Origin of the sequence: Brevibacterium sanguinis (assembly GCF_003315415.1) — a bacterium.
In the GTDB taxonomy this organism is placed as follows: domain Bacteria; phylum Actinomycetota; class Actinomycetes; order Actinomycetales; family Brevibacteriaceae; genus Brevibacterium; species Brevibacterium celere_A.
In genome coordinates this window covers 250,800-273,249 of record NZ_QNSB01000004.1, presented here as the reverse complement: position 1 = coordinate 273,249, position 22,450 = coordinate 250,800, and the positions used below count along the sequence as shown (strand labels likewise).

Annotated in this window: 20 protein-coding genes; 7 read left to right on the top strand and 13 right to left on the bottom strand. The window is 69.9% G+C overall.

The genetic code is table 11. The features are described 5' to 3' along the window. Nucleotides 1-55: 55 nt before the first annotated feature. On the bottom strand, nucleotides 56-1,774 hold the full coding sequence (locus DFO65_RS07650; protein ID WP_245940550.1) for an ABC1 kinase family protein: 1,719 nt from the start codon (nucleotides 1,772-1,774) through the stop codon (nucleotides 56-58). Between the two features lie 127 nt (nucleotides 1,775-1,901). Then, a complete protein-coding gene (locus DFO65_RS07645) occupies nucleotides 1,902-2,510 on the bottom strand; it encodes a PadR family transcriptional regulator (RefSeq protein ID WP_428844219.1) in 609 nt (202 codons plus the stop codon). Between the two features lie 99 nt (nucleotides 2,511-2,609). On the opposite strand from DFO65_RS07645, the gene DFO65_RS07640 reads away from it, so the two are divergent. The 3 genes from DFO65_RS07640 to DFO65_RS07630 all read left to right on the top strand — a co-directional run bounded on the left by DFO65_RS07640 (nucleotide 2,610) and on the right by DFO65_RS07630 (nucleotide 5,767). Next, entirely contained in the window at nucleotides 2,610-3,935 is a 1,326-nt protein-coding gene (locus tag DFO65_RS07640; protein WP_147233306.1) for a sensor histidine kinase, read from the top strand. Beyond that, nucleotides 3,932-4,570 (top strand): response regulator, encoded by a 639-nt coding sequence (locus DFO65_RS07635; RefSeq protein ID WP_113903819.1) that lies wholly within the window; start codon nucleotides 3,932-3,934, stop codon nucleotides 4,568-4,570. The genes DFO65_RS07640 and DFO65_RS07635 overlap by 4 nt, the downstream gene beginning before the upstream one ends. Before the next feature lie 123 nt (nucleotides 4,571-4,693). Then, nucleotides 4,694-5,767 carry a hypothetical protein gene (locus DFO65_RS07630; protein WP_113903818.1) on the top strand — a complete coding sequence of 358 codons (1,074 nt, stop codon included), beginning with the start codon at nucleotides 4,694-4,696 and terminating at the stop codon, nucleotides 5,765-5,767. 297 nt (nucleotides 5,768-6,064) lie between these two features. Here DFO65_RS07630 and pstB read toward each other — a convergent pair whose 3' ends face one another. The 8 genes from pstB to DFO65_RS17385 form a co-directional block, all read right to left on the bottom strand. After that, nucleotides 6,065-6,844 (bottom strand): phosphate ABC transporter ATP-binding protein PstB, encoded by a 780-nt coding sequence (gene pstB / locus DFO65_RS07625; RefSeq protein ID WP_113903817.1) that lies wholly within the window; start codon nucleotides 6,842-6,844, stop codon nucleotides 6,065-6,067. A gap of 80 nt (nucleotides 6,845-6,924) precedes the next feature. After that, a complete protein-coding gene (gene pstA / locus DFO65_RS07620) occupies nucleotides 6,925-8,064 on the bottom strand; it encodes a phosphate ABC transporter permease PstA (protein WP_113903816.1) in 1,140 nt (379 codons plus the stop codon). A gap of 2 nt (nucleotides 8,065-8,066) precedes the next feature. Next, nucleotides 8,067-8,957 (bottom strand): phosphate ABC transporter permease subunit PstC, encoded by an 891-nt coding sequence (gene pstC, locus DFO65_RS07615; protein WP_245940548.1) that lies wholly within the window; start codon nucleotides 8,955-8,957, stop codon nucleotides 8,067-8,069. A 247-nt stretch (nucleotides 8,958-9,204) separates the two neighbouring features. Continuing rightward, nucleotides 9,205-10,305, bottom strand: coding sequence for a phosphate ABC transporter substrate-binding protein PstS (pstS, locus tag DFO65_RS07610; RefSeq protein ID WP_113903922.1), 1,101 nt, complete (start codon nucleotides 10,303-10,305; stop codon nucleotides 9,205-9,207). Between the two features lie 257 nt (nucleotides 10,306-10,562). Continuing rightward, complete coding sequence (locus tag DFO65_RS07605) at nucleotides 10,563-11,537, bottom strand: NUDIX hydrolase (RefSeq protein ID WP_113903814.1); 975 nt, start codon at nucleotides 11,535-11,537, stop codon at nucleotides 10,563-10,565. Further along, entirely contained in the window at nucleotides 11,534-13,666 is a 2,133-nt protein-coding gene (locus DFO65_RS07600; RefSeq protein WP_113903813.1) for an RNA degradosome polyphosphate kinase, read from the bottom strand. Before DFO65_RS07600 ends, DFO65_RS07605 begins: the two co-directional genes overlap by 4 nt. Then, on the bottom strand, nucleotides 13,659-14,717 hold the full coding sequence (gene mshD, locus DFO65_RS07595) for a mycothiol synthase (RefSeq protein ID WP_113903812.1): 1,059 nt from the start codon (nucleotides 14,715-14,717) through the stop codon (nucleotides 13,659-13,661). Before mshD ends, DFO65_RS07600 begins: the two co-directional genes overlap by 8 nt. Then, complete coding sequence (locus DFO65_RS17385) at nucleotides 14,714-15,718, bottom strand: winged helix-turn-helix domain-containing protein (protein WP_113903811.1); 1,005 nt, start codon at nucleotides 15,716-15,718, stop codon at nucleotides 14,714-14,716. Before DFO65_RS17385 ends, mshD begins: the two co-directional genes overlap by 4 nt. A gap of 164 nt (nucleotides 15,719-15,882) precedes the next feature. Here DFO65_RS17385 and DFO65_RS07585 point away from each other — a divergent pair, with 164 nt between their 5' ends. From DFO65_RS07585 to gabT, 4 genes are all read left to right on the top strand, one after another. Next, nucleotides 15,883-16,680 (top strand): ammonia permease, encoded by a 798-nt coding sequence (locus tag DFO65_RS07585; RefSeq protein WP_245940533.1) that lies wholly within the window; start codon nucleotides 15,883-15,885, stop codon nucleotides 16,678-16,680. A 245-nt stretch (nucleotides 16,681-16,925) separates the two neighbouring features. Next, complete coding sequence (locus tag DFO65_RS07580; RefSeq protein WP_113903810.1) at nucleotides 16,926-17,525, top strand: heme-binding beta-barrel domain-containing protein; 600 nt, start codon at nucleotides 16,926-16,928, stop codon at nucleotides 17,523-17,525. 1 nt (nucleotide 17,526) lies between these two features. Then, nucleotides 17,527-18,660, top strand: coding sequence for a CAF17-like 4Fe-4S cluster assembly/insertion protein YgfZ (gene ygfZ, locus DFO65_RS07575; RefSeq protein WP_113903809.1), 1,134 nt, complete (start codon nucleotides 17,527-17,529; stop codon nucleotides 18,658-18,660). 275 nt (nucleotides 18,661-18,935) lie between these two features. Continuing rightward, a complete protein-coding gene (gene gabT, locus DFO65_RS07570; RefSeq protein WP_181778664.1) occupies nucleotides 18,936-20,300 on the top strand; it encodes a 4-aminobutyrate--2-oxoglutarate transaminase in 1,365 nt (454 codons plus the stop codon). 174 nt (nucleotides 20,301-20,474) lie between these two features. Here gabT and DFO65_RS07565 read toward each other — a convergent pair whose 3' ends face one another. Genes DFO65_RS07565 through DFO65_RS07555 form a run of 3 tightly spaced genes read right to left on the bottom strand, consistent with a single transcriptional unit; the run spans nucleotide 20,475 to nucleotide 22,394 of the window. Then, nucleotides 20,475-21,638 (bottom strand): NAD(P)/FAD-dependent oxidoreductase, encoded by a 1,164-nt coding sequence (locus DFO65_RS07565; protein ID WP_181778671.1) that lies wholly within the window; start codon nucleotides 21,636-21,638, stop codon nucleotides 20,475-20,477. After that, entirely contained in the window at nucleotides 21,619-21,912 is a 294-nt protein-coding gene (locus tag DFO65_RS07560; protein ID WP_113903806.1) for a helix-turn-helix domain-containing protein, read from the bottom strand. Before DFO65_RS07560 ends, DFO65_RS07565 begins: the two co-directional genes overlap by 20 nt. Further along, nucleotides 21,912-22,394 (bottom strand): DUF2975 domain-containing protein, encoded by a 483-nt coding sequence (locus tag DFO65_RS07555; protein ID WP_181778663.1) that lies wholly within the window; start codon nucleotides 22,392-22,394, stop codon nucleotides 21,912-21,914. Before DFO65_RS07555 ends, DFO65_RS07560 begins: the two co-directional genes overlap by 1 nt. Between the last annotated feature and the right edge of the window lie 56 nt (nucleotides 22,395-22,450).

Below are 22,450 nucleotides of genomic sequence, written 5' to 3'. Positions count from 1 at the left end.
CATTTCTGGGTCGCGGTTGTGGGCGTCCACACTCCGGCACCCCGCACCGGGCCGGTCAGCGGTGGGGTCGGGTGAGGACCGCGATCCCCAGGGGCAGCGCCGAGGCGACCATGAGCAGCGTGCCGACGACCGCCTCGTCGTCGTGGAGCAGGGCCCCGGCGATGAGGAGACCGGCGAAGACGATGGCCCAGACGACCCGTCTCGCCGCCTGCTCGAGTCGCGCGACCCGACGGTCGAGTCGTCCGATTCCTGCCGGGAGCCTGCCGTCCTCGAGCCGATCGGCGAGGTCGTGGAGGCGTCGCGGCAGCCGTGCGACGCCACCGGCGAACGTCAGGGTCTCCCGGGCGACGGTCTGCCCGAGGCTGCCTCGCTCCTCGCGCAGGAGCCGGGCCGCGAACGGCTCCACGGACTCCCAGATGTTGAACTCGGGATCGAGCGAGCTGCACAGTCCCGAGGTCAGCGACATCGCACGGAAGACGAGGAGCAGGTCCTCGGGCAGCTGGAACGGCATCTCCCGGACGACCTCGGCGAACTCGGCCGCGAAATCGCGCAGCTCCCTCTCGTCGACCCGGCGCAGGTCGGCGATGCTCATCCCGCCGAAGCGGGCGAACAGCTGCGTCATCGCCCGCTCGAGCTCGCCGGTGTCGGCCGAGGGCAGGATCATCCCGATCCCGCGGATGGAGTCGATGAGCCGTGCGCTGTCGCGCGCGGCGACGGCGATGACGAGCTCCCGCAGCCCGCTCCGCAGCGAATCGGAGATCTCACCCATCATGCCGAAGTCGACGAACGTCAGCTGCCAGCCGGCATCCGTCGCGGAGCCGGCGCCGGCCGGGGTCGCACCGTCGGCCGACGATCCGAGATCGTCCGCATTCCCGGTACCGCCCTGAGCGCACGGCGTGACGAAGAGATTCCCCGGATGCGGGTCGGCGTGGAAGAACCCGTCGCCGAACAGCTGGGCGAACATCACGGCGGCGAACCGGGAGGCGACCTCCGCGGGATCGATGCCGGCCGCCCGCAGCGCGTCGGTGTCGGTGATCTTGACGGCAGAGACGTCGGTGAGGGTGAGCACCCGTCGCGTCGTCCGCTCCCAGACGACGTCGGGCACTCGCACCGAGGCGCCGCCACGGTCACCCTCCCCGACCGTGGCGGCGAACCGCTCGGCATTCGCCGCCTCGTGCAGGTAGTCGATCTCGGCGCGGCAGATCGCGGCGAACTCCTCGACGAGCGCCGGCATGTCCACCCTGCGGGAGACGATGCGGATCCGGCTCAGCCACCCGGCGATCCGCCGCAGCGCGGCGAGGTCGACGTCGACGATCCCGCCGATCCCGGGCCTCTGCACCTTGACGACGACCTCCCGGACGCCCATGACGGCGGCGTCCTCATCGCGCAGGCGTGCGCGGTGGGCCTGGCCGAGGGAGGCCGAGGCCAACGGTGCGGACGCGAACGACGAGAACGCCGCGTCCAACGGCATCCCGAGCTCCGCCTCGGCGAGGGCGCGGACTTCGTCGAAGGGAACAGGCGGGACCTCGTCCTGCAGTCCCTCGAGCTCGCGGGTGATCTCCGGCGGGAGGACGTCGAGGCGCGAGGACAGGAACTGCCCCACCTTGATCATCAGGCCGCCGAGGCGCACAGCGAGATCGTGGAAGCGCTCGGCTGTCCGACGCAGCCGGACGGGGCGGCGGCGCGCGGAGAGCCCGGCGAGGCCGATGCGCGGCAGGAACAGCTCGAACCACCACGTCTGCACGAGGTGGCGGAGGGCGAAGCGGAGGATCACGCGGTAGCGGCGCCCCGCGGATCCGCTCGCACGGGTGCCCCGCTCACCGGGGGAGCGGGGCGTGACGCCGCCCTGCTCACCGGATCCGCTCGTGCCGATGCCGCTGCCTCCGGATGCGGCCACCTGATCAGTCCTGCGCGAGGATCGAATAGAGCCTGCGGCGGGCATCGTGGAGGACGTCGACGGCCTGCTTGACCTGCTCAGGGCCGCCGCTGCGCCCCACCTGCGCGGCCGCCTGGGCCAGCTCGATCCCCGCCTTCGCGAGGTCCGAGGCGCGCGCGTGCTCACGACCCATCGACTCCCACGGCGCCCGCCGGTCGCCCTCGGCGTCGACGGCCTCACGTCCCGCCTCGGTGAGTGAGTAGGTCTTGCGGCCGTTCGAGGTCTCGGCGGTCACGAGTCCCTCATCGGTGAGCAGCTGCAGAGTGGGATAGACCGACCCGGGGCTCGGCTTCCACGCGCCGCCGCTGCGCTCCTCGATCTCCTGGATGATCTGGTAGCCGTGCATCGGCGCCTCGGCGAGCAGGGCGAGGATTCCCGCCCGCACATCCCCCCTGTTCATCCGCGGGCCCGGGCGCGGGCCGAACGACGACCGGAACTGCTCCATCGCCTCCCAGATCCCGCTTCCGTGCCCGAAATCGCCCGGCCGGCCCTCTCCCCGCCGCCGCCCGGGACCGCCCGGCCAGTGACCGGAGTCGCCCGGACCGGGGAATCCGCCATTCATGAAGTCGTTCATCGCAGCCTCCTGCGCTCGAATACGATACTTCTGACGATATACAACGATATATCGCTGACAGGGGGTGCACAAGAGTCGTCCTCGACATACCCTGAGATGGTGAGGAGGCTGGGAATCATCTGGCGCAGGCTGCTGGTCCTGCTGATCGGCGGCGTCGTCGCCGTGCCGTACGCCCTGGTCGTCCTCTGGATCCTCGCCGTGTCCGGCGGCCGTGGGGAGGTCAGCGGGCCGCTCCTGGTCCTCGGCACAGGAGTGCTCGTCCTCGCCCTCCTCTGCATCCCCGCGGTCCTCGAGGTCACGCGTGCCCTCGAACGCACGCTCGCCGCGCAGCTGCTAGACATCGTCATCCCCACCTCGCCGAGGCGGCCCGCCCCGGGCGATCGTGCCCGCGGTGCCGCGTTCTACTTCGGTCATGCCTTCGCGGGCGGGGTGCTCCTCGTGACGCTCTTCTTCGTCCTCCCCTCGGCACTCGTCCTCCTCCTCGACCCCGCACAGGGAGCCGTGCTCTACCGTGAGATCGCCAGCGGCGAGCCGGCGCCGGACTACCTCACGCCCGGACTCGCGATCGTGGCCTCCCTCGTCGCCCTCGGCGCGTGCACCGTGTTCATCGTCATCACGTGCTATCTGCTCCCGCATTACGCGCTCGTCCTCCTCGGCCCCTCGAGCGCGGACCGATCGGAGCTGGAGAGGCAGGAGCGCGTCGAGGCGTTCCGCCGCAGCACCCTGGCCCGCGAGGTCCACGACTCGATCGGCCATGCCCTGACCGTGACGACGATGCAGGCCGCCGTCGCCAAGCGGCTCCTGCGCACGGATCCCGGCACCGCCGAGGCGGCCGTCGACGAGATCGCCCGCACCGGCCGGGAGGCGGTGGCCGAACTCGACCATGTCCTCGCGCTCCTCCGGGCGGAGGCCGACCGCACCGCGACGGCGGGAGAGACCGGGTGGGCGACGTCTCGCCGGACTCTCGACGACATCCGCGGGCTGGCCGCCGAAGCCCGGTCGGTCGGCCACCCCGTCGACCTCACCGTCGGGGAGGGAGTCTCGTCTCTGCCGCCCGAGGTCATCGCCGATCTCCACCCCATCGTGCGCGAGGCGATGACCAATTCGCTGCGTCACGCCTCGGCGCCGGGAATGACGATCGCGCTCGACGTCGTGGAGGCCTCCGTGGTGCTCGAATCCGCCAATGACTGCCGGCCGGGTGCGGCGAACCCGCGGGTCAGCGGCCTGCGCGGAATCCGGGAGAGGGTCGAGGTCCGCGGTGGGACGGTCCGCTGGGGACCGGAGGGCGAGCGCTGGGTGCTGCGGGTGAGCCTGCCACTCGGCAGTGCGGACCGATTCGGCGGTGGACGATCGAGCGAGAGGCCGGCGAGCCTCGGCGGTCGGAGAGGCGGAGGCATGGAAGCGACAAGGGAGACCAGCCCATGAGCGTGCGAGTCGCTCTCGTCGACGACGAGCCGCTCGTGCGGGCGGGCCTGGCCGCGATCATCGACTCGGACCCGGGACTCGACGTCGTCGGAGAGGCCGGTGACGGCGCCGAGGCGCTCGACCTGGTGCGGCGGACCCGGCCCGACGTCGTCGTCATGGATGTGCGCATGCCCCGACTCGACGGTTTGGAGGCGACCCGGCATCTCGTCGACCTCCAGGAGCCGCCGCGGATCCTCATCCTCACGACCTTCGACAGCGACGACTACGTCTTCGAGGCGCTCCGTGCGGGGGCGGACGGATTCGTGCTCAAGCGGGCCCAGCCCGAGGAGCTCGTGCGCGCGGTGCACACCGTGGCCGGCGGCGAGGCGCTCCTCTATCCGCAGAAGGTGCGGGAGATGGCGTCGAGGGCGCAGCGGCGACCGGACCGGGTGGGCGCGGCCGGGCTGAGCAGGCGCGAAGAGGAGGTGCTCACCCGCATGGCCCGTGGGCTGAGCAACAGCGAGATCGCCGCGGAGATGTTCCTCGGGGTGGAGACCGTGAAGACCTATGTCAGCTCGGTGCTCGCCAAGCTCGGTGCCAGGGATCGCACCCAGGCGGTGATCGTCGCGTTCGAGTCGGGCTTCGTCGGGAGGTAGACCGCAGCGGTGCTGTCGAGGCTTGCGGCGGCTTCTCGCGGGATGGCGGATTCCCCCGGCAGGGAGGCGCTTTCACCCTCGTGGGGGAGTGTCCTCCGATCGCCCGCGCACGATGCTGGGAGCATGTCGACGCACACGCAGAAACCCCAGTCCACCCGTCCATCCACAGCGCGAGCCGGCGCTCCCGGCACCGTCGTTCTGGCCCTGACCGCGGCATGGTCCGTGTTCATGCTGATCATGGCCGCCCTGTGGGCCACCGGCACCGTCGAGGCCCCGTTCGGCAACGACCTGCCGGGTCAGTTCACCTCGGTGCTCGACCACCTGCCGGTGGCCGTCGGCGCCGGGCTCATCGGCTTCGTCGCCCTGGCCAGCGGCGCCGCCTCGGCAGTGCTGCTCACCGTTCCGCGGCTGCGGCGCCCGGAAGCCGTCGGGCTCTTCACCCTCGGCCTGACCACCGTGACGACCCTCGTCTTCACCGACACCCTGCTGCTCGCCTACCTCGGATACTCACTGAGCCTGCAGTTCCCGCCGATCCCCGCCGAGGCGCTGTGGCAGGGGGTCTTCGTGATCGGCGCCGGACTGTGGATCGCGGCCTGGGCGATCCTCGACCGCAGGTCACGGGTGCACGGCACTGCCGAGGGGGAGGGCACTGCCGAGGGGGAGGGCACTGCCGAGGGGCAGCGCGCGAACAGTGCCACCGAGGTCCGCGGCTCTGTTCGCGTCACTCCGGATGCGAGGATCGCAGTGGCGGTCGCTCTGCTCGTTCCGCTGTTCTACGCCTCGACTCGCATCCTCTGGGCGCTGGGGATCCCGCTCGGGCTCAGCGCGGAGTTCTATGCCAAGGGCCTCGAGGTGGGGCTGTGGCGCGCGGGTCTGTCGCTGGCGCTCGCCGGAGTCGTCGGGGCCCTCCTCACCCTCGGGTTGGTCCAGCGGTGGGGCGAACGGTTCCCTCGCTGGATGGGTCCGCTGGCGGGGAGGAGGGTGCCGATCCTCCTGGCCACCATCCCGGCCACTCTCATCAGCGTCGCCATCTTCACGGGAGGTGCGGGCATGGCCAGGGACGTGCTCTTCAGCGACATCGGGATCCCCGGCAGCTGGACGACCTACGGTCCGGTCCTGCTCTTCCCGCTGTGGGGACTGGCACTGGGCTGGGCGACGTACCGGTACCGGGCGCGCCGCCTCGGCAAGGAAGCATGACGACGGTCGGGTCGCCGCCCGGACTTGCTTGTGGCCCTGTTTGCTTCGAATAGCCTTGTTCGCCCCCGGTGCTTTCGAGAGCAGACCGAGCCGAATGACGAAGAGCACAGTGCTTTCGAGAGCAGACCGAGCCGAATGACGAAGGGCCGCCGCAGGAGATTCCTACGGCGGCCCTCCCGCCGGCCCGGACTCGAGCCGGAACCCGGCCCCACCCCGGCCTCGAGCCGGAACCCGGCCCCGGACCGGCCCGGCCTCGAGCCGGAACCCGGCCCCGGACCGACCGGACGCGCCTTCAGCTCAGCCGAAGCGGCCGGAGATGTAGTTCTCGGTCTCCTCCTTCTCGGGGTTGGAGAAGATCGTCGAGGTGTCGTTGAACTCGATGAGCTTGCCCGGCTTGCCGGTGCCCGCGATGTTGAAGAACGCGGTCTTGTCCGAGACACGGGCGGCCTGCTGCATGTTGTGGGTGACGATGACGACGGTGTACTTGTCCTTGAGCTCGTTGATGAGGTCCTCGATCGCCAGGGTGGAGATCGGGTCGAGTGCCGAGCACGGTTCGTCCATGAGCAGGACCTCGGGCTCGACGGCGATCGCGCGGGCGATGCACAGGCGCTGCTGCTGGCCGCCGGAGAGCCCCGAGCCGGGGAGGTTGAGCCGGTCCTTGACCTCGTTCCAGAGGTTGGCGCCGCGCAGGGCGCGCTCGGTGAGCTCGTCGGCCTCGGTCTTCGACAAACGCTTGTTGTTGAGGCGGACGCCGGCGAGCACGTTCTCCTTGATGCTCATCGTCGGGAACGGGTTGGCCCGCTGGAACACCATCCCCACCTCGCGGCGGACGTTGACCGGGTCGACCCCGGCGCCGTAGATGTCATTGCCGTCCATGAGGACCTCGCCGCGGACGCTGGCGCCGGGGATGACCTCGTGCATGCGGTTGAGGGTGCGCAGCACGGTGGACTTGCCGCAGCCGGAGGGGCCGATGAAAGCGGTCACCGACCGCGGCTTGATCTGCATCTCGACACCTTCGACGGCCTGGAAGTCGCCGTAGTAGATGTTGAGATCCTTGATGTCGATCTGCTTGGACACTGTGTTTCCTTAATCGGTAGGAGCGTCTGGCTGTCAGTGGGTTCGCGTCGCGCGGGTCCGCCGGGACCGCGTCGCGCGGGTCAGCGCCCGGCCTTCGGGGCGAGCACCTTGGCGATGAGGCGGGCGAGGAGGTTGAGGATCATGACGAGGGCCACGAGCACGAGGGCGGCCGCCCACGCGCGTTCGGAGCTGGCGATCGCGGCGTCGCCGGGGGAGACCGGGCGCAGCTGTGAGTCGTAGATGTAGGTCGGCAGCGTCGACATCCACCCGGAGAACAGGTTCCAGTTGAGCGACTTCGCGAACCCGGCCGTGACCATGATCGGAGCGGTCTCGCCGATGACGCGGGCGATCGCGATCGTCACGCCGGAGAGGATTCCCGAGACGGAGGTGGGGAGGACGATCTTGACGATCGTCTTCCACTTCGGCACGCCGAGGGCGTAGGAGGCCTCGCGCAGGTCCATCGGGACCAGGCGGAGGATCTCCTCGGTGTTGCGCACGACGATGGGGATCATCAGCACGGACAGCGCGACGGCGGCCGTGAAGCCGGTCTTCGCGATCCCGGCGGCTCCCGGCAGGAGGACGTTGGCGATCGTCGAGAACAGCGCGAACGCGAACAGACCCGCGACGATCGAGGGGATGCCGGTCATGACGTCGACGAGGAACGTGATCGCCTTGCCGAGCTTGTTCTTCCCCGCGTACTCGACGAGGTAGATCGCGGCGAGCACGCCGATGGGGATCGAGATCACGCACGCGGCGAGGGTGATGAGGACGGTGCCGACGATCGCGTGGTAGAAGCCGCCGGCCAGGCCCGCCTCCCCGGCCACGTACTGCTGGTCGAGGACGCCCTTCATCCCGAGCATCGTGCGCGAGAGCAGATTGAGGTCGAGGGCGGCCCCGCCCTTGGACACGGTCAGCCACAGCAGGGAGACGAGCGGCACGCAGGCGAGGACGAAGGTCGAGGACACGACGGTCGTCGCGACCCGGTCGACGGCCTTGCGCCGGCCCTCATAGGCGGCGGAGATCGCGAACACGGCGACCGCGTTGATGGCGCCGGCGAGGACGGCGGTGACCGCGATGGAGAAGCGGCCCAGGCCGAGGAAGCTGATGCCGGCGGCGACGAGGATCGACGCGACCGCGATGATCCACGGGGTGGCCTTGGGCAGCTGCTTCGAGGTCAGGGTGCGGCCGCGGGAGGTGGTGGACTCCGAAGTCGTCAGCATGCTCAACTTCCCTTCACTGAGGTCTTGGCGACGATCGCGCGGGCGGCCATGTTCACCAGCAGGGTGATGACGAAGAGGACCAGGCCGATCGTGATGAGTTCGGACAGCCGCAGTCCGGCCGCCTCGGGGAAGTTCTGGGCGATCTCCGAGGCGATGGTCTGGTTGCCGCTGACGATGAGCGAGGCGGTGAGCAGTCCGGGGGAGAGGATCATGGCCACGGCCATGGTCTCGCCTAGCGCGCGCCCCAGGCCGAGCATCGTCGCCGAGGCGATCCCCGACTTGCCGAACGGCAGCACCGACATCCTGATCATCTCCCAGCGAGTCGCACCGAGGGCCAGCGCCGCCTCCTCCTGCAGCTTCGGGGTCTGGAGGAAGATCTCGCGGGTCAGCGAGGTGATGATCGGCAGGATCATGATCGACAGGACGAGCGCGGCGGTGAGCAGGGTGCGGCCGGTGTTGGACACGGCGCCGCTGGCGTCGGGGGCGAAGATCGGGATCCAGCCGAACCACTTCGCCAGCCACACGTAGAAATCGGTGAGGTTGCCGGCCAGGGCGATTCCCCACAGGCCGTAGACGACGGAGGGGATCGCGGCGAGGAGGTCGATGACGTAGCCGAGGAAGGGAGCCAGCCTGCGCGGGGCCATGTGGGTGGTGAACAGGGCGATGCCGAGGGCGAAGGGCGTCGCCACGACCAGCGCGATGGCCGAGGAGATCAGGGTGCCGATGACGAGCGGCCAGACGTAGGCGAGGAACCCGTTGCCGCCGGTGATCGCCGAGGGGTCAGTGATCTGGGCGTCGATCGTGTCCTTCGACTGGGCCAGTAGGAACACGGCGACCCCGGCGAGGATCGCCAGGATGAGGATGCCGGCGATGAGGGTCGCGGCGGAGAAGATCCGATCCCCGGGCCGGACGACGGCCTTGGGCTTCGCCCCCTTGACGTCGGGACCGAGGGCCGGTCCGGGCGCACCGGCGGCGGGGCCGGTCGCTGTGGTCTGTGTGCTGGTCGGCACGGGTACTCCTCGTGAGATTCACGTCCTCGATCCGGTCACGGATTCCGGACGCCCAAGAGCGGCGCAGTGGGAACTGTCCTCAGCTGCGCCGCTCGTGAACGGTTGATGATTCCAGGTCAGGGCGTTCCTGTCAGCCTGCGACCGCGATGGAATCGATCACGGTCTCGATCTGGCCGCGCAGCTCCGGCGACAGCGGGGCCGAGCCCGCGGAGTCGGCAGCCGACTGCTGGCCCTCTTCGGAGACCACGAACTTCTCCCAGGCCTTGACCAGGTCGACCGTCTCCTGGTCCTGGTAGGTCGAGCAGACGACGTGGTAGGAGACGAGGACGATCGGGTAGGCGCCCGACTCGGTGGTGTCCCGGGCGAGTTCGAAGGCGAGGTCGCCCTCCGCACGGCCCTCGACCTTCGGCGAGGCGTCGACGACCTTGGAGGCCGCTTCCGGCGAGAGCTCGACGAACTCCTCGCCGACCTTGACCTTCGCCTGGCCCAGCGAGCCCACGGCTGAGGCGTCGGCGTAGCCGATGGCCCCCTCGGTGTCGGTCACGGTCTGGACGACGCCGTCGGTTCCCTGAGCGGCTTCGCCGCCGTAGTTCGCGGGGAAGTTCCCGTCCACCTCGGCGTCCCAGACGTCACCGGCGGCCTCCTTGAGGTACTCGGCGAAGTTCTCGGTCGTGCCCGAGTCATCGGCGCGGTGGACCGCGGTGATGGGGAGGTCGGGGAGGTTCGCGTCCGGGTTGTCGGCCTTGATCGCCTCGTCGTTCCAGTTGCTGATCTCGCCCTTGAAGATCTTCGCGATCGTCTCGGCGGAGAGGTTGAGCGAGTCGACGCCCTCGAGGTTGAAGGCCACGGCGATAGGGGAGATGTAGACGGGGAACTCGAACGCGCCCTCGGGTCCGCAGACCTCCTTGGCGGCCTCCACCTCGTCGTCGTCGAGGTGGGAGTCGGAGCCGGCGAACTGGGCATTGCCGCCGAGGAACTGCTCCCGGCCCGCTCCGGATCCGTCGGGGGAGTAGTTGACGGTGACCCCGGCGTTCGCGGTGGAGAAGTCGGCGGTCCAGGCGTCCATGGCGGCCTTCTGGGAGGAGGCGCCGATGCCGGTGATCGTGCCCTGGAGTCCGCTGTCGCCGCCGGAGACGTCCTCACCGGTGGCGGATGCTCCACCGCAGGCCGACAGGGTGAGTGCGCCGACTGCCAGGAATGCCGCGGATGGAGCAAGATGCTTGAGCTTCACGAAGATGCCTTTCTCAAAGTGGACACAGCTCGAGAGTTCTCGATCGTTCGCCACCCACGCTAAGGATCGTGCGTGAAGCGCCGGGAGTGACGAAGTGAATGGAAGGTGAATGGCACCGCAACGATTCCGCACACGGTGCGTCGCCCGTCACAGAGGGGACCGCGGGCGTGAGAGGATTCCCGCCGAGGCGGCTGTGACCTCCGCCCCTGCCCTCGCGTCCCTCGCCGAGGCGGCCGCGCGTCCGGCCCTCCCCGACGTCAGGAGTCGATCGGGCGGAAGCGCTCGATCTCGACGATGCGGGGCACCGTGCCGGGCCGGACGTAGGCGACGAGGATCTCGCCCGGCTTGAGGTACGGGTCCTCGGTCGGCAGCTTCGCGGCGATCCCCTGCGGGGCGTGCTTGGCGTAGACGCCGAGGATCGTCGGCAGCACCGGACGGTGCGTGCAGTAGGCGGTGGGCTTGCCCTTCTCGAGCAGCTTCTCGATGTAGCGGGCCGTCTTCTCCGGATCGGCCGCGCCCGCCTTCTCGCTCAGGCACGCGGCCTTCCGGATCGGTTTGCCCGTCGCCGCGGAGAACGGGACGAGGGTCGCCATGCACCGCTTCCACGGACTGGAGACGAGCTTCCTGATGTCCCAGGCCGCGAGCAGTCCGGTCAGGGCCATCGCCTGCCGGGTGCCAAGGGCCAGGAGCGGACGCACATGCTCGGTCTCGTGCCATTTCGCGCGCGGGAACGCCTTGCCGTGCCTCACGAGGATGAGCGGCCAGGCGCGCAGGGCGTCGGTGGAGCCGAAGGTCTCGAGGGCGTCGAGCTGATCGCGGTCGGCGTACGAGCTCAGCTTCGTCCGCGCCTCGGCGACGGGGAACCAGCGCACCTCGTCGACCTCACGGGTGTTCTTCGGTGCGAAGGGCTGATCGCTGCGCACGTGCGCCGACCAGTAGAAGACCTTCTTGAGGTTCCCGCCGCCGACCATGTACTCGGCCGTCGGCAGGGGGACGCCGAGGTGGACGTCGAGTCCCGTCTCCTCCTTGACCTCGCGGATCGCGGCCTCCGGCAGCGTCTCCCCGGCCTCGACCTTGCCCTTGGGCCACGACCAGTCGTTGTAGCGGGGGCGGTGGATGAGCGCGACCTCGAGGCCGTCGTGGCCGTCGCGCCAGCACACCGCACCGGCGGCGAGGATGTCGGCCGTGACCCGGGAGGAGGCCTGAGCACTGTCGACCGAGCCGGGTCTCACCCGTCCTCCCCCATCATCCGTCTCCTCCGATGCCGGCGGATGAGCTCGCTCTGGTAGTCGATGAGGCCGGCACCGGTGCGCCGGGTCCACGTGCCGTCACCGGACAGTTCGAACGCCGAGGTGCCCGGGTCGAAGGCGAGGTCGAAGAGTTCGATGATCTCGGCCTTGTGGTCGGCCGCGCGCAGCTCGATGAGCGCCTCGACGCGCCGGTCGAGGTTGCGGTGCATCATGTCGGCGGAGCCGATGTAGACCGTCGGGTCTCCGTCGTTGCCGAAGACGAACGCGCGGGAGTGCTCGAGGAACCGGCCGAGCACCGACCGGACCGTGATGTTCTCGCTCAGCCCCGGGATGCCCGGGCGCAGGGCGCAGATGCCGCGGACGAACACCTCGACCGAGACCCCGGCCCGCGAGGCGCGGTAGAGGGCGTCGATGATCGCCTCGTCGACGATCGAGTTGACCTTGATGCGCACGCAGGCGGTGCGACCCGCCTCGGCGATGGCGATCTCCCTGTCGATGAGCTCGATGAGACCGGCGCGGACCCGGGTCGGGGCGACGAGGAGGCGCGAGTACTCGGCGCGCGGAGCATAACCGGAGAGCTGGTTGAACAGCTTCGTCAGGTCGTCGGCGACGGCCGTGTCCTTGGTCAGCAGCCCGAAGTCCTCGTAGTGCCGGGCGGTCTTCGGGTGGTAGTTGCCGGAGCCGACGTGGCAGTACCGGGCCAGTCCCTCGGCCTCCTGGCGGACGACGAGGGAGAGCTTCGCGTGGGTCTTGAGCCCGACGATGCCGTAGACGACGTGCACGCCTGCGCGTTCGAGCTTGCGCGCCCACGTGATGTTCGCCTCCTCGTCGAAGCGGGCCTTGATCTCGACGACGGCGAGCACCTGGATGCCGGCCTGCGCGGCGTCGACGAGCGCGTCGATGATCGGCGAGTCCCCGGAGGTGCGGTAGAGCGTCTGCTTGATCGCGAGCACGTTCTTGTCGGCCGCGGCCTGCTCGAGGAAGGCCTGGACGCTCGTGGAGAACGAGTCGTACGGGTGGTGGAGGAGGATGTCGCGCTGGCTGACGGCGGCGAACACGTCGACCTGGTCGCTCGACTCCCGCCGGGACAGGTCCTTGTTCATCTGCGGGACCATCCGCGGGAAGTGGAGGTCGTCGCGGGGGACATCGGCGATGTCGGACATTCCCGAGAGGTCGAGCGGCATGGGCAGCTCGTAGATCTCGGATTCGTCGATGCCGAGTTCGTCCTTGAGCATCTCGCGGACCCGGGGGTGGATGTTCTCGGTGATCTCCAGGCGCACGGCGGGCCCGAAGCGCCGTCGCAGCAGCTCCTTCTCGAGCGCCTTGAGGAGGTTCTCCGCGTCGTCCTCCTCGACCTCGAGGTCCTCGTTGCGGGTGACCCGGAACGTCGAGTGGTGGACGATCTCCATGCCCTCGAACAGGGTGTCGAGATGCTCGGCGATGATGTCCTCGAGCGCGACGAACCGGGCCGGGACGTCCCGGTCGACGGGTCGGTCGGAATGTGTCGCGATGTTGAAGAACCGGGGCAGGCGCGGGGGCACCTTGACCCGGGCGAAGAGCTCCTTGCCCGTCTCCGGGTATCTCAGGAGCACGCCGAGGTTGAGGGAGAGCCCCGAGATGTAGGGGAACGGGTGGGCGGGGTCGACGGCCAGCGGGGTGAGGACGGGGAACACGTGACGGGCGAAGAAGTCGTCGACGCGGGCGCGCTCCTCGGGGCGCAGATCGTCCATGGACACCTTGATGATCGCCTCGGCGTCGAGCGCCGGGCCGATCTCGGTCTTGAGCAGCTCCGCGTGCCGGGTCATCAGTTCGTGGGCCCGGACGCCGATCGCGTGCATGACCTGCCGCGGCATCCGCCCGGTCACCGTCGGCACGGCCAGACCGGTGTTGATGCGGCGTTTGAGGCCGGCGACGCGGACCATGAAGAACTCGTCGAGGTTGGTCGCGAAGATCGAGAGGAAGCGCACCCGCTCGAGCAGCGGGACCTCCGGATCCGAGGCGAGGTCGAGGACGCGTTCGTTGAAGGCCAGCCAGCTCAGCTCCCGGTCGAGGAAGCGATCGGCCGGTTCCGGCAGGTCGAATTCCCTGCCGGCCGCTGTGATGTCATACATCTATCTGCTCCTGGTTGCCTGCGGTCGAGGGCGCCGGGTCGGCCGAGTCCGTCGCGCCGGTCGTGGTCGTCGGGCCGGCCGAGTCCGTCGGGTCGGTCGTGGACGCCGGGTCGGTCGTGGACGCCGGCGCGTACGACACGTGCGCCACCGCGACATGGAAGCCCAGCCGCCGATACAAGCCTAGCGCCAGCTCGTTGTCGCTCTCGACGTAGAGCTCGACGGCCCGCGCGCCCGCCGCGACCATCCGCCGCATCCCCTCGATCGTCAGCGCCCTGCCCACCCCCCTGGCGTGGATGCTCGGATCGACGCCGACGACGTAGACCTCGCCGAGGCGGCTGAACCCCTCCTCCTCACCGACCTTGGTCTGGTGGAAGCCGATGACCTCGTCGCCGGCAGCCGCGGCGATGATCACCGAGTCCGGATCGAAGTCCGCGGCCGAGACGATGCGGTCGATGTCGGCGCGGGTCTGCGATCCCTGCTCGGGGTGCCAGTCGAAGGCGGCGTTGTTGACCCGCAGCCAGCCGTCCTCGTCGCCCGGGGCGAACGATCGGATGGTGACTCCCGCGGGGGACGGGGTCTCGGGCAGGTCGTCCAGCGTGAGGTCGGTGTCGGTGCGCATCTGGTAGAGGACGCGGTCGCGGCTGAGCCCGTGGATGTCGGCGAGCCGCCGGGCTCCGGGGTGGTCCCCGTGGGACCAGCACCAGGCCTCGGGCTCCTCGTCGAGGATCGCCGACAGCAGCGCTTCGCCGAGTCCGCGGCGGCGGTGGTCGGGGGCGATGAGGAACTCGGCGGCGTGGCGCTCGCCCTGCAGCGCGCGGATTCCGTATCCGACGAGCGTCTCGCGCTCGCCCTCGTCGACATGCACGCGCCAGACGCTCGAGGCGGTCTGCGCGTCGTGGGAGTCGTCCTCCCCCGTCGCGATGGCGAGCAGTCCGCCGGAGATCGCCGGGGACCCGTCGACGGCCGTCGCGCGGTCGAGGAACTCGAGCTCCGCCTCGGTGAGGGCCTCGATCCGGGTTCCGGTGACGGCGCCGGTGGCTGTGATTCTCATGCCTGCTCCTCGTTGTCGATGTCCTCGGTCGCCCCGGCGGCACTCCCGTCCGCCTCGGCGCTGGTGCGTCCGTCCACTCCGGCGACGGTGCTCCCGGGCGTCCCGGCGGGGGTGTCCTCGTCCGCCTCGGCGACGGTGTCGGGACTGAAGCGGTAGCCGACGTTGCGGACGGTGTGGATGGCGTTCTCCAGGTCCTTGCCGAGTTTGGCACGCAGGCGGCGCACATGCACATCGACCGTGCGGGTGCCGCCGTAGTAGTCGTCGCCCCACACGCTGAGGAGGATCTCGTCGCGGGTGAAGACGCGTTCGGGATGGGAGGCGAAGAACTTGAGCAGGGCGAACTCGCGGTAGGTGAGGTCGAGGCTGCGTCCGCCGAGGTCGGCGGTGAACGCGGTCTCGTCGATCCGCAGCGTCCCGATGACGACGACGGCGGGATCGTGGCCTCCGCCGTGCGGGTCTCCGGGCCAGGCTTCGCCTGCGGTCCCCGCCCAGGTCGCCCCGCTCCCGGTCCGCGCGGTCCCCGATCGCGAGGTGGCCGTCCAGCCCGCGGACCCGGACGATGCGCCCGGAGCGGAGGCGACGAGAGCCGCCCGGCGCCGGTCGCGGGCCAGGCGCAGTCGCGCCTCGACCTCGCCGGGCCCGGCGGTGGTGAGGATGATGTCGGCGACGTTCCACTTCGCCGACGCGGCGGCCAGCCCGCCCTCGCCGAGGACGACGACGATGGGCAGATCGATCCCGGCGGCGGCGAGGACGGCGGCGATCCGCGGTGCCAGGGACAGGTCGGCACCGGCGTCGACGACGACGACGTCCGCCTCGGGGACGGTCACCGGCTCGGCCCGGACGGCGGGCTCGGACCGGTTGGCGGCGGCAGTGCTCGACGACCCGGCGGAAGCCACTTGGGCGAGGCTCAGCGTCTCGATCTGGTGGCCGAGGTAGTCGAGGGAGCGCAGCGAGTGCGGGGAATCGGCGGGGGAGTCCGGGCAGATGAGCAGGATGCGCATGTCTCCCCTCCACCTCCTCCGGGTCGCCCGGCCGGTCGCGTGCGGCCTGAGGACGAGTATAGTCAGCGGACCGTCCACGACCTCGGGTGAGGTCGGACCCCGCCCGACCGGACCTGATGGCGCGGGAATCGTGTCCCCAGGGCTCGATGAGGCACGATAGTTCTGTGATCAGATGGATTCGAGTTGCAATCGCCCTCGCCTTGGCACTGGCCCTCGGTGCCTCGGTGTACTGGGGCTACACCTTGTTCCTTCTGTCGACCGGGCTCATCGTCCTCGGCGTCGCCTACGGGTGGCCGCGCCTCACCGACTCCCCGCAGCCGCGCGCCACCTCGATCATGCTCGCACTCTTCGGTCTGGCCGGACTCTTCGCCGCATGGCGCGACCACTCCGCGCCCTACCTCGACTGGCTCCCCGTCCTCGCGGGGCTCGGCCTGCTCTGGGCCTTCGTCCAGAACCTCGTCCGGGGCATCGGCGCCTCCGACGCGGTGGCGAACGTGTCCGCGCAGGTGGCCGGTGGAGTCATCGTGCTGTCGACGAGCACCTGGGTCGCCGCGATCACCGTTCCCGGTGACAAGGACGCGATCGTCATCGGACTCATGGCGCTCGTGGCCGCGGAGTGCATGACCGCACTGCCGTGGCCGCCCATCTACACCTCGCCGCTGGCGATCGCGATGGCCACCGCGGTGGCCGGGATCAGCTCCGTGCTCGGCAGCACGATCGGCTGGCCGCTCGCTCTCGTCCTCGGCGCCGTCATGGGTCTCCTCGTCGCCGCGGTCGACCGGATGCTCGGCCTCATCGCCTACGCCCAGTACCAGGCGGCCAACCTCGAGATCGCGGAGAACATCGAATCGAAGAAGAGCGTGGAGAAGGCCCGCAGCTTCGCCGTCCAGCTCGCGCTCGGCGCCGCGCCCATCGCCCTCGGCGGCGTCGTCGTCTACGCCCTCGAGCGCATCGCCCTCTGAGCACGATCGCTCCGACGCCCTCCGACCCGTCCCACGGGTCCGCACCCTCATCTCACGCAGCCCGCGCCCCCGTCTGCTCGGTCGGCATGAAATGCGGTCGCCATGACCGTTAGACTGGGCGGCATGGAAAACCTGCACCTTCTCGAAACCGTGTTCACCGGACTCGTCGTCGTCGCCGCCCTCGGCGCGTTCGGCGTCGGCATCAAGGTCGTGACGAACCTGTTCAAGGTCAAGCGCTGAGTCCGATGATCGAAATCGACGCCTCGGTCCATCCCGAGCTCGTTCCCCTGTCCTGGCTCATCGGGTCATGGGAGGGCGTCGGGGTGGTCGGCTATGCGGACACTCCGGAGAAGCAGTTCGGACAGCGCATCGACTTCGTCGCCCATCCCGGCACCCCCTACCTCCAGTACTCCGCGCACGCGTGGCTGCTCAGCGAGTCCGGCGAGCTCGAATCGACCCTGACCCTGGAGTCCGGCATCTGGCAGCTCGTGCGCCAGCGCGACGCCGGGGACGTGGGCCCGGGGATGCTCGTGCCCACCGAGGAGCCGAGCTTCACCTCGGCGGCGGCCGTCGAGACCCTGCGCACGAACGACGAGGGCTTCGAGATCGAAGCCGAGATCGTCCACCCGCACGGCGTCATGGAGCTCTATGCCGGTCACGTCAAGGGGCCGCGCATCGACCTCGCCACCGACGTCGTCGCCCGCACCCGCACGGCCAAGGAGTACACCGCCTCGACGCGCATGTACGGACTCGTCGGCGGCGAGCTGATGTGGGCCTGGGACATGGCCGCGCTCGGTCACGAGCTCGCCTCCCACTCCTCGGCGCGGCTGAAGAAGCTGTCCTGAGATGCCGGCATCGTCGCTGCCGCGCCCACTGAGCTCCACGGCCGTCTTCGGAGTCGGGGACCTCAAGCACACCCCGCTCCACTACGGCGGACCGTTGCGGGAGCAGCGGGCGCTGGCGGAGAAGGACGCGATCGTCGACCTCGCTCACCTGCGCGTCCTGCGCCTCAGCGGAGCCGACAGACTGACCTGGCTCAACTCGATCACGACGCAGAAGCTCGACGCGCTGACCCCCGGTGTCCCGACCGAGACTCTCGTCCTCGATCCCAACGGGCGCATCGAGGGCTGGCTGCGCCTCGTCGACGACGGAGAGGCGCTGTGGGCCATCAGCGACTTCCGCACCGAGGAGACGCTCGCCTTCCTCCGCTCGATGGTCTTCATGATGCGGGTGACGATCGAGGACGTCAGCGACGACTACCAGTGCATCGGCGCGGTCCGCGCCCTGCCCGAGTCCCTGCCGACCACTCAGGTCTGGGCCGACCCCTGGCCGCGCATCGGAGCCGGCTCGGCCTCCTACGCCGAACTCGACCTCGGTGACTCCTCCGCGTCGTCCGAGCATCCGGGATTCGAGACCCCCTTCGTCATCGGAATCGTCGAGCGCGAAGCCCTGCGAGCCACCTCGGCGAACGCGTTCGCCATGGCCGGCTTCGACGCCTGGGAGGCACTGCGGGTCGCGGCCTGGCGCCCGGGCCGGGCGGAGATCGACCACAAGTCGCTCGTCGGCGAGCTCGATCTGCTCCGCACCTCCGTCCACCTGGCCAAGGGCTGCTACCGCGGTCAGGAGGCCGTGGCGCGCGTGCACAACCTCGGCCAGCCGCCCCGGCGTCTCGTCTTCGTCCACCTCGACGGCTCGGGGCACATCCAGCCCGATCCCGGCGCCGAGGTGCTCGGTGAGGTCCGCGGCGCCGAACGGGCCGTGGGGACACTGACCTCGGTGGCGCTGCACTACGAACTCGGGCCCATCGGCCTCGCGGTGATCAAGCGCACGATCTCGCCGGAGGCGCCGCTGGCCTTCGACCTCGGCGAGGGCAACCGCGTCGTGGGCACCCAGGAGACGATCGTCGCCCCGCAGCGCGAGACGCGGACCGGACTGCCCGGACGCAACCGGGACGTCGACATGCGGAATCAGCATCGCTGATTTCGTGCTCGGCGAAAACGGCGTCCGGCACCGGGCGCACCGTCCTCCTCGCGGGGCCGGTCGGGGCGTGACGCAGCCTCGGCGAGGAGCTGTGCGAGGCCTGGCATCTGGGACGATGCCGGCGTGCGGGGGTCACGGTGCAGGGCGGACCGCGGCTGTCCGAGAGAGGGCGCGGACAACGGATTTCGCAATTCTGACCGCCCCTGACTGTCACTTCTGCCCAGCTGTCGGACCCAGAGTGACAAAAACCGTTGCGAGGGCCTATTCTTCCCCGTATGACAGCATTGGAAATTGGCGGCGAAGCTCTGCCGCAGGAACGTAAGGTCGTCACCGAGATCCCCGGACCCAAGTCCCGGGAGCTCGAGTCGCGTCGCACTGCTGCCGTCGCGACCGGCGTCGGTTCCAGCCTGCCCGCCTACGTCGTCGCGGCCGGAGGCGGGATCCTCAAGGACGCCGACGGCAACCAGATCATCGACCTGGGATCCGGCATCGCCGTGACCACCGCGGGCAACTCGAACCCGAAGGTCGTCAAGGCCGCCACCGAGCAGCTCGAGGCGTTCACCCACACGTGCTTCATGGTCAACCCCTACGAGAGCTACGTCGAGGTCGCCGAGGCGCTCAACCGCCTGACCCCGGGCGACCACGAGAAGCGGACCGTGCTGCTCAACTCCGGCGCCGAGGCGGTGGAGAACGCGGTGAAGATCGCCCGTGCGCACACCGGCCGTGACGCCGTCGTCGTCTTCGACCACGCCTACCACGGTCGGACCAACCTGACGATGGCGATGACCGCGAAGGCCCACCCCTACAAGGCCGGCTTCGGCCCGTTCGCGGGTGAGGTCTACCGCGCCCCCATGTCCTACCCGTTCCGCGACAACGACGCGGCCGGCACCAAGGTCAGCGGTGAGGACGCCGCCAAGCGCGTCATCACGATGATCGAGAAGCAGATCGGCTCCGAGCATGTCGCCGCGATCGTCATCGAGCCCATCCAGGGTGAGGGCGGCTTCATCGTCCCGGCCGAGGGCTTCCTGCCCGCGCTCGTCGAGTTCGCCCGCGAGAATGGCATCGTCTTCGTCGCCGACGAGGTGCAGGCCGGCTTCGCCCGCACCGGCAAGATGTTCGCCTCCGAGTGGGAGGGCATCGTCCCCGACCTCATCACGACGGCCAAGGGCATCGCCGGCGGTCTCCCGCTGTCGGCCGTGACCGGTCGCAAGGAGATCATGGACTCGGTCGGTCCGGGTCGCCTCGGCGGCACCTACGGCGGCAACCCCACCGCGTGCGCCGCGGCGCTGGGCGCCATCGACGCGTTCGAGAACGACGGTCTGCTCGAGAACGCCACGCACATCGGCGAGATCATCACCGACCGGCTGGTCAAGCTCCAGGCGAAGTTCCCCGAGGTCGGAGATGTCCGCGGTCGGGGCGCCATGGTCGCCGCCGAGTTCGTCCAGCGCGACTCGATCGAGCCGAACCCCGAGCTCGTCAAGAAGATCGTCGACCACTGTGCGAAGAACGGTGTGCTCGTCCTCTCGACCGGAACCTTCGGCAACGTGCTGCGCTTCCTGCCGCCGCTGACGATCTCCGACGAGCTGCTCAACGAGGCCTTCGACATCATCGAAGAGGCCCTGGAGTCCGCCCTGGCCTGACGGTCGGGCACAGGCCTCCGCCCGGGTCTGTCACGACCCTGGGCCTGAGGTTCCGGCGGGCTTCCGGCGGAACCGCACTCCACCGGCACACTGACGGCGGCTCGGATACCTCACGCGAGGTATCCGAGCCGCCGTCAGGTGCGTTGAGGGGTGGGAACGACAGGAACCGCGGGGTCACCTCGGGTCGGGGAAGGACCTGTCGCCGAAGAGGATCCGCTTCGCCGCCGCTTGGCCCGGGGGAGTGCGCAGGGCGGTGAAGGCGGCGTTCGCCATCGCCGAGGTGCGCACCTGGGCCAGCGCACGACGCATCGTCAGACGTCCGCGGAACCGCTTCCGCAGCGCCGCACCGTCGTAGTGATCGAGGGCGCCGAGGCGACCGCGGAGAACCTCGTCGATCACCTCGGCGGCGTGGTCCGACATCCGCAGGCACGGATCGAGACCGCCGGCGGTCAGCGGCGACACGGCCCCTGCCGCATCGCCGACCAGCAGACCCGAGGGTCCGGCGATGCGGCGCAGGACGCCGCCGACGGGGATCGGGCCCGCCCGCCGCTCGACGTCGTCGGGACGCGGAACGCCGTCGAGCCCCGGGGCGGAGGCGGCGAACCGGCGCAGGGCGCTCTGGATCCCGGTGGGGAAGCGATGCGAGTAGCCGGCCACGCCGACATGCGCGTGCTCTCCGTCGTTGACCACCCATGCGAGGTAACCGGGAGCGAGCGTCGGGTCGAGCACGCAGTGGAACGTCGGCGGCTGGACTCCGCGGGGGATCGCGAAGACCTCCTCGGCGCCGATGAGGAGATGGCGGTTGCGGTCGAGGCCGAGGTCACGGGCGACCCGGGATCGTGCGCCGTCGGCGCCGACGACGAACGCGGCTGTGATGAGCAGCGGACCATCAGGACCGGTCGCGGTCCAGGCGTCGCCTCGCCGGCCGGAATACCGCGTGCCGAGGAGGATGCGGACTCCGGCTGCGGCAGCCGACCTGGCGGACGCCGCATACAGCGGTCCCATGTCTCCCACCCGGAACTCGTCGCGGTCGCTGTCGAGGGTCACCGGGTGTTCGAGCCCGGGAGGATAGAGTCGCACCCTGCGGATCGGCGGGCCCAGGCACTCCTCGGGCAGCGGGAAGTCATCAAGGGTGCGGCGGACGAAGATCCCGGTGGTCCGCACCGTGGTGACCAGGGTCGAATGCCGCTCGACGACCAGCACGCGGTGGCCGCGCTCGGCGAGCAGCCGCGCGGTCGTCAGTCCGGCCAGTCCGGCCCCGACGACGAGCACATCGGCGGACAGGGAGCGGCTCCGCGCTGCGGTCGCCGGAGTCTCGTCATCCCCCGAAGCCGGCATGGTCACCCTCGCTCGAATCCTTGTGGCCGTCGCTGCGTGGGTTCCCCGAAGCGCGGTCGTCCTCGCCGGCATCGTCGACCCATTCGAGGATGTCGCCCGGCTGGCAGTCGAGAGTCCGGCAGATCGCGTCGAGGGTGGAGAAGCGCACCGCCTTCGCCCGTCCGTTCTTGAGCACAGCGACATTGGCCGGGGTCAGGCCGACGCGCTCGGCGAATTCGCCCACGCTCATCTTGCGCCGGGCCAGTTCCACATCGAGGCGGACGACGATCGGCATCACACCACCTCGGAGAGTTCGGTCTGCATGGCCGTCGCGCTGCGGAGCAGTCCGCGCATGACGATCATGAGGAGGACGAACGCGACGCCGGCGACGACGAGGCCGCCCACGATCGCGATGAGGCCCGGCGCGTCGTCACGGACGCCCACGCCGATGACGGGGATCCCGAACCCGCAGACGAGGAGGGTGGCGACGATCCCTGCACCGATGATGACGTCGACCCAGCGGAAGGCGCGCGAGGTGAAGATCGCATCGCGGCGGACCATCGAGAGCAGCACCCACACCGCGATGAGGGCCGCTTCCACGCACGCGGCCAGAGCGACGCCGAGGACGACGATCGGCACGGGGAGGAACGTGAGATCCTGCTCCTGGGCCAGGGTCTGCGTGAAGACAGGGAAGAGCAGGGCGGCCTGAACGATGACGGCGGCGACGCCGATGACGAGGACGAGAGCTCGCAGGGCGAGGATGGAGAGATGGCTCATGCATTGATTGTTGATCATGATCTATCGAAAGTCAATAGAGATCTGCTGAAAGACGT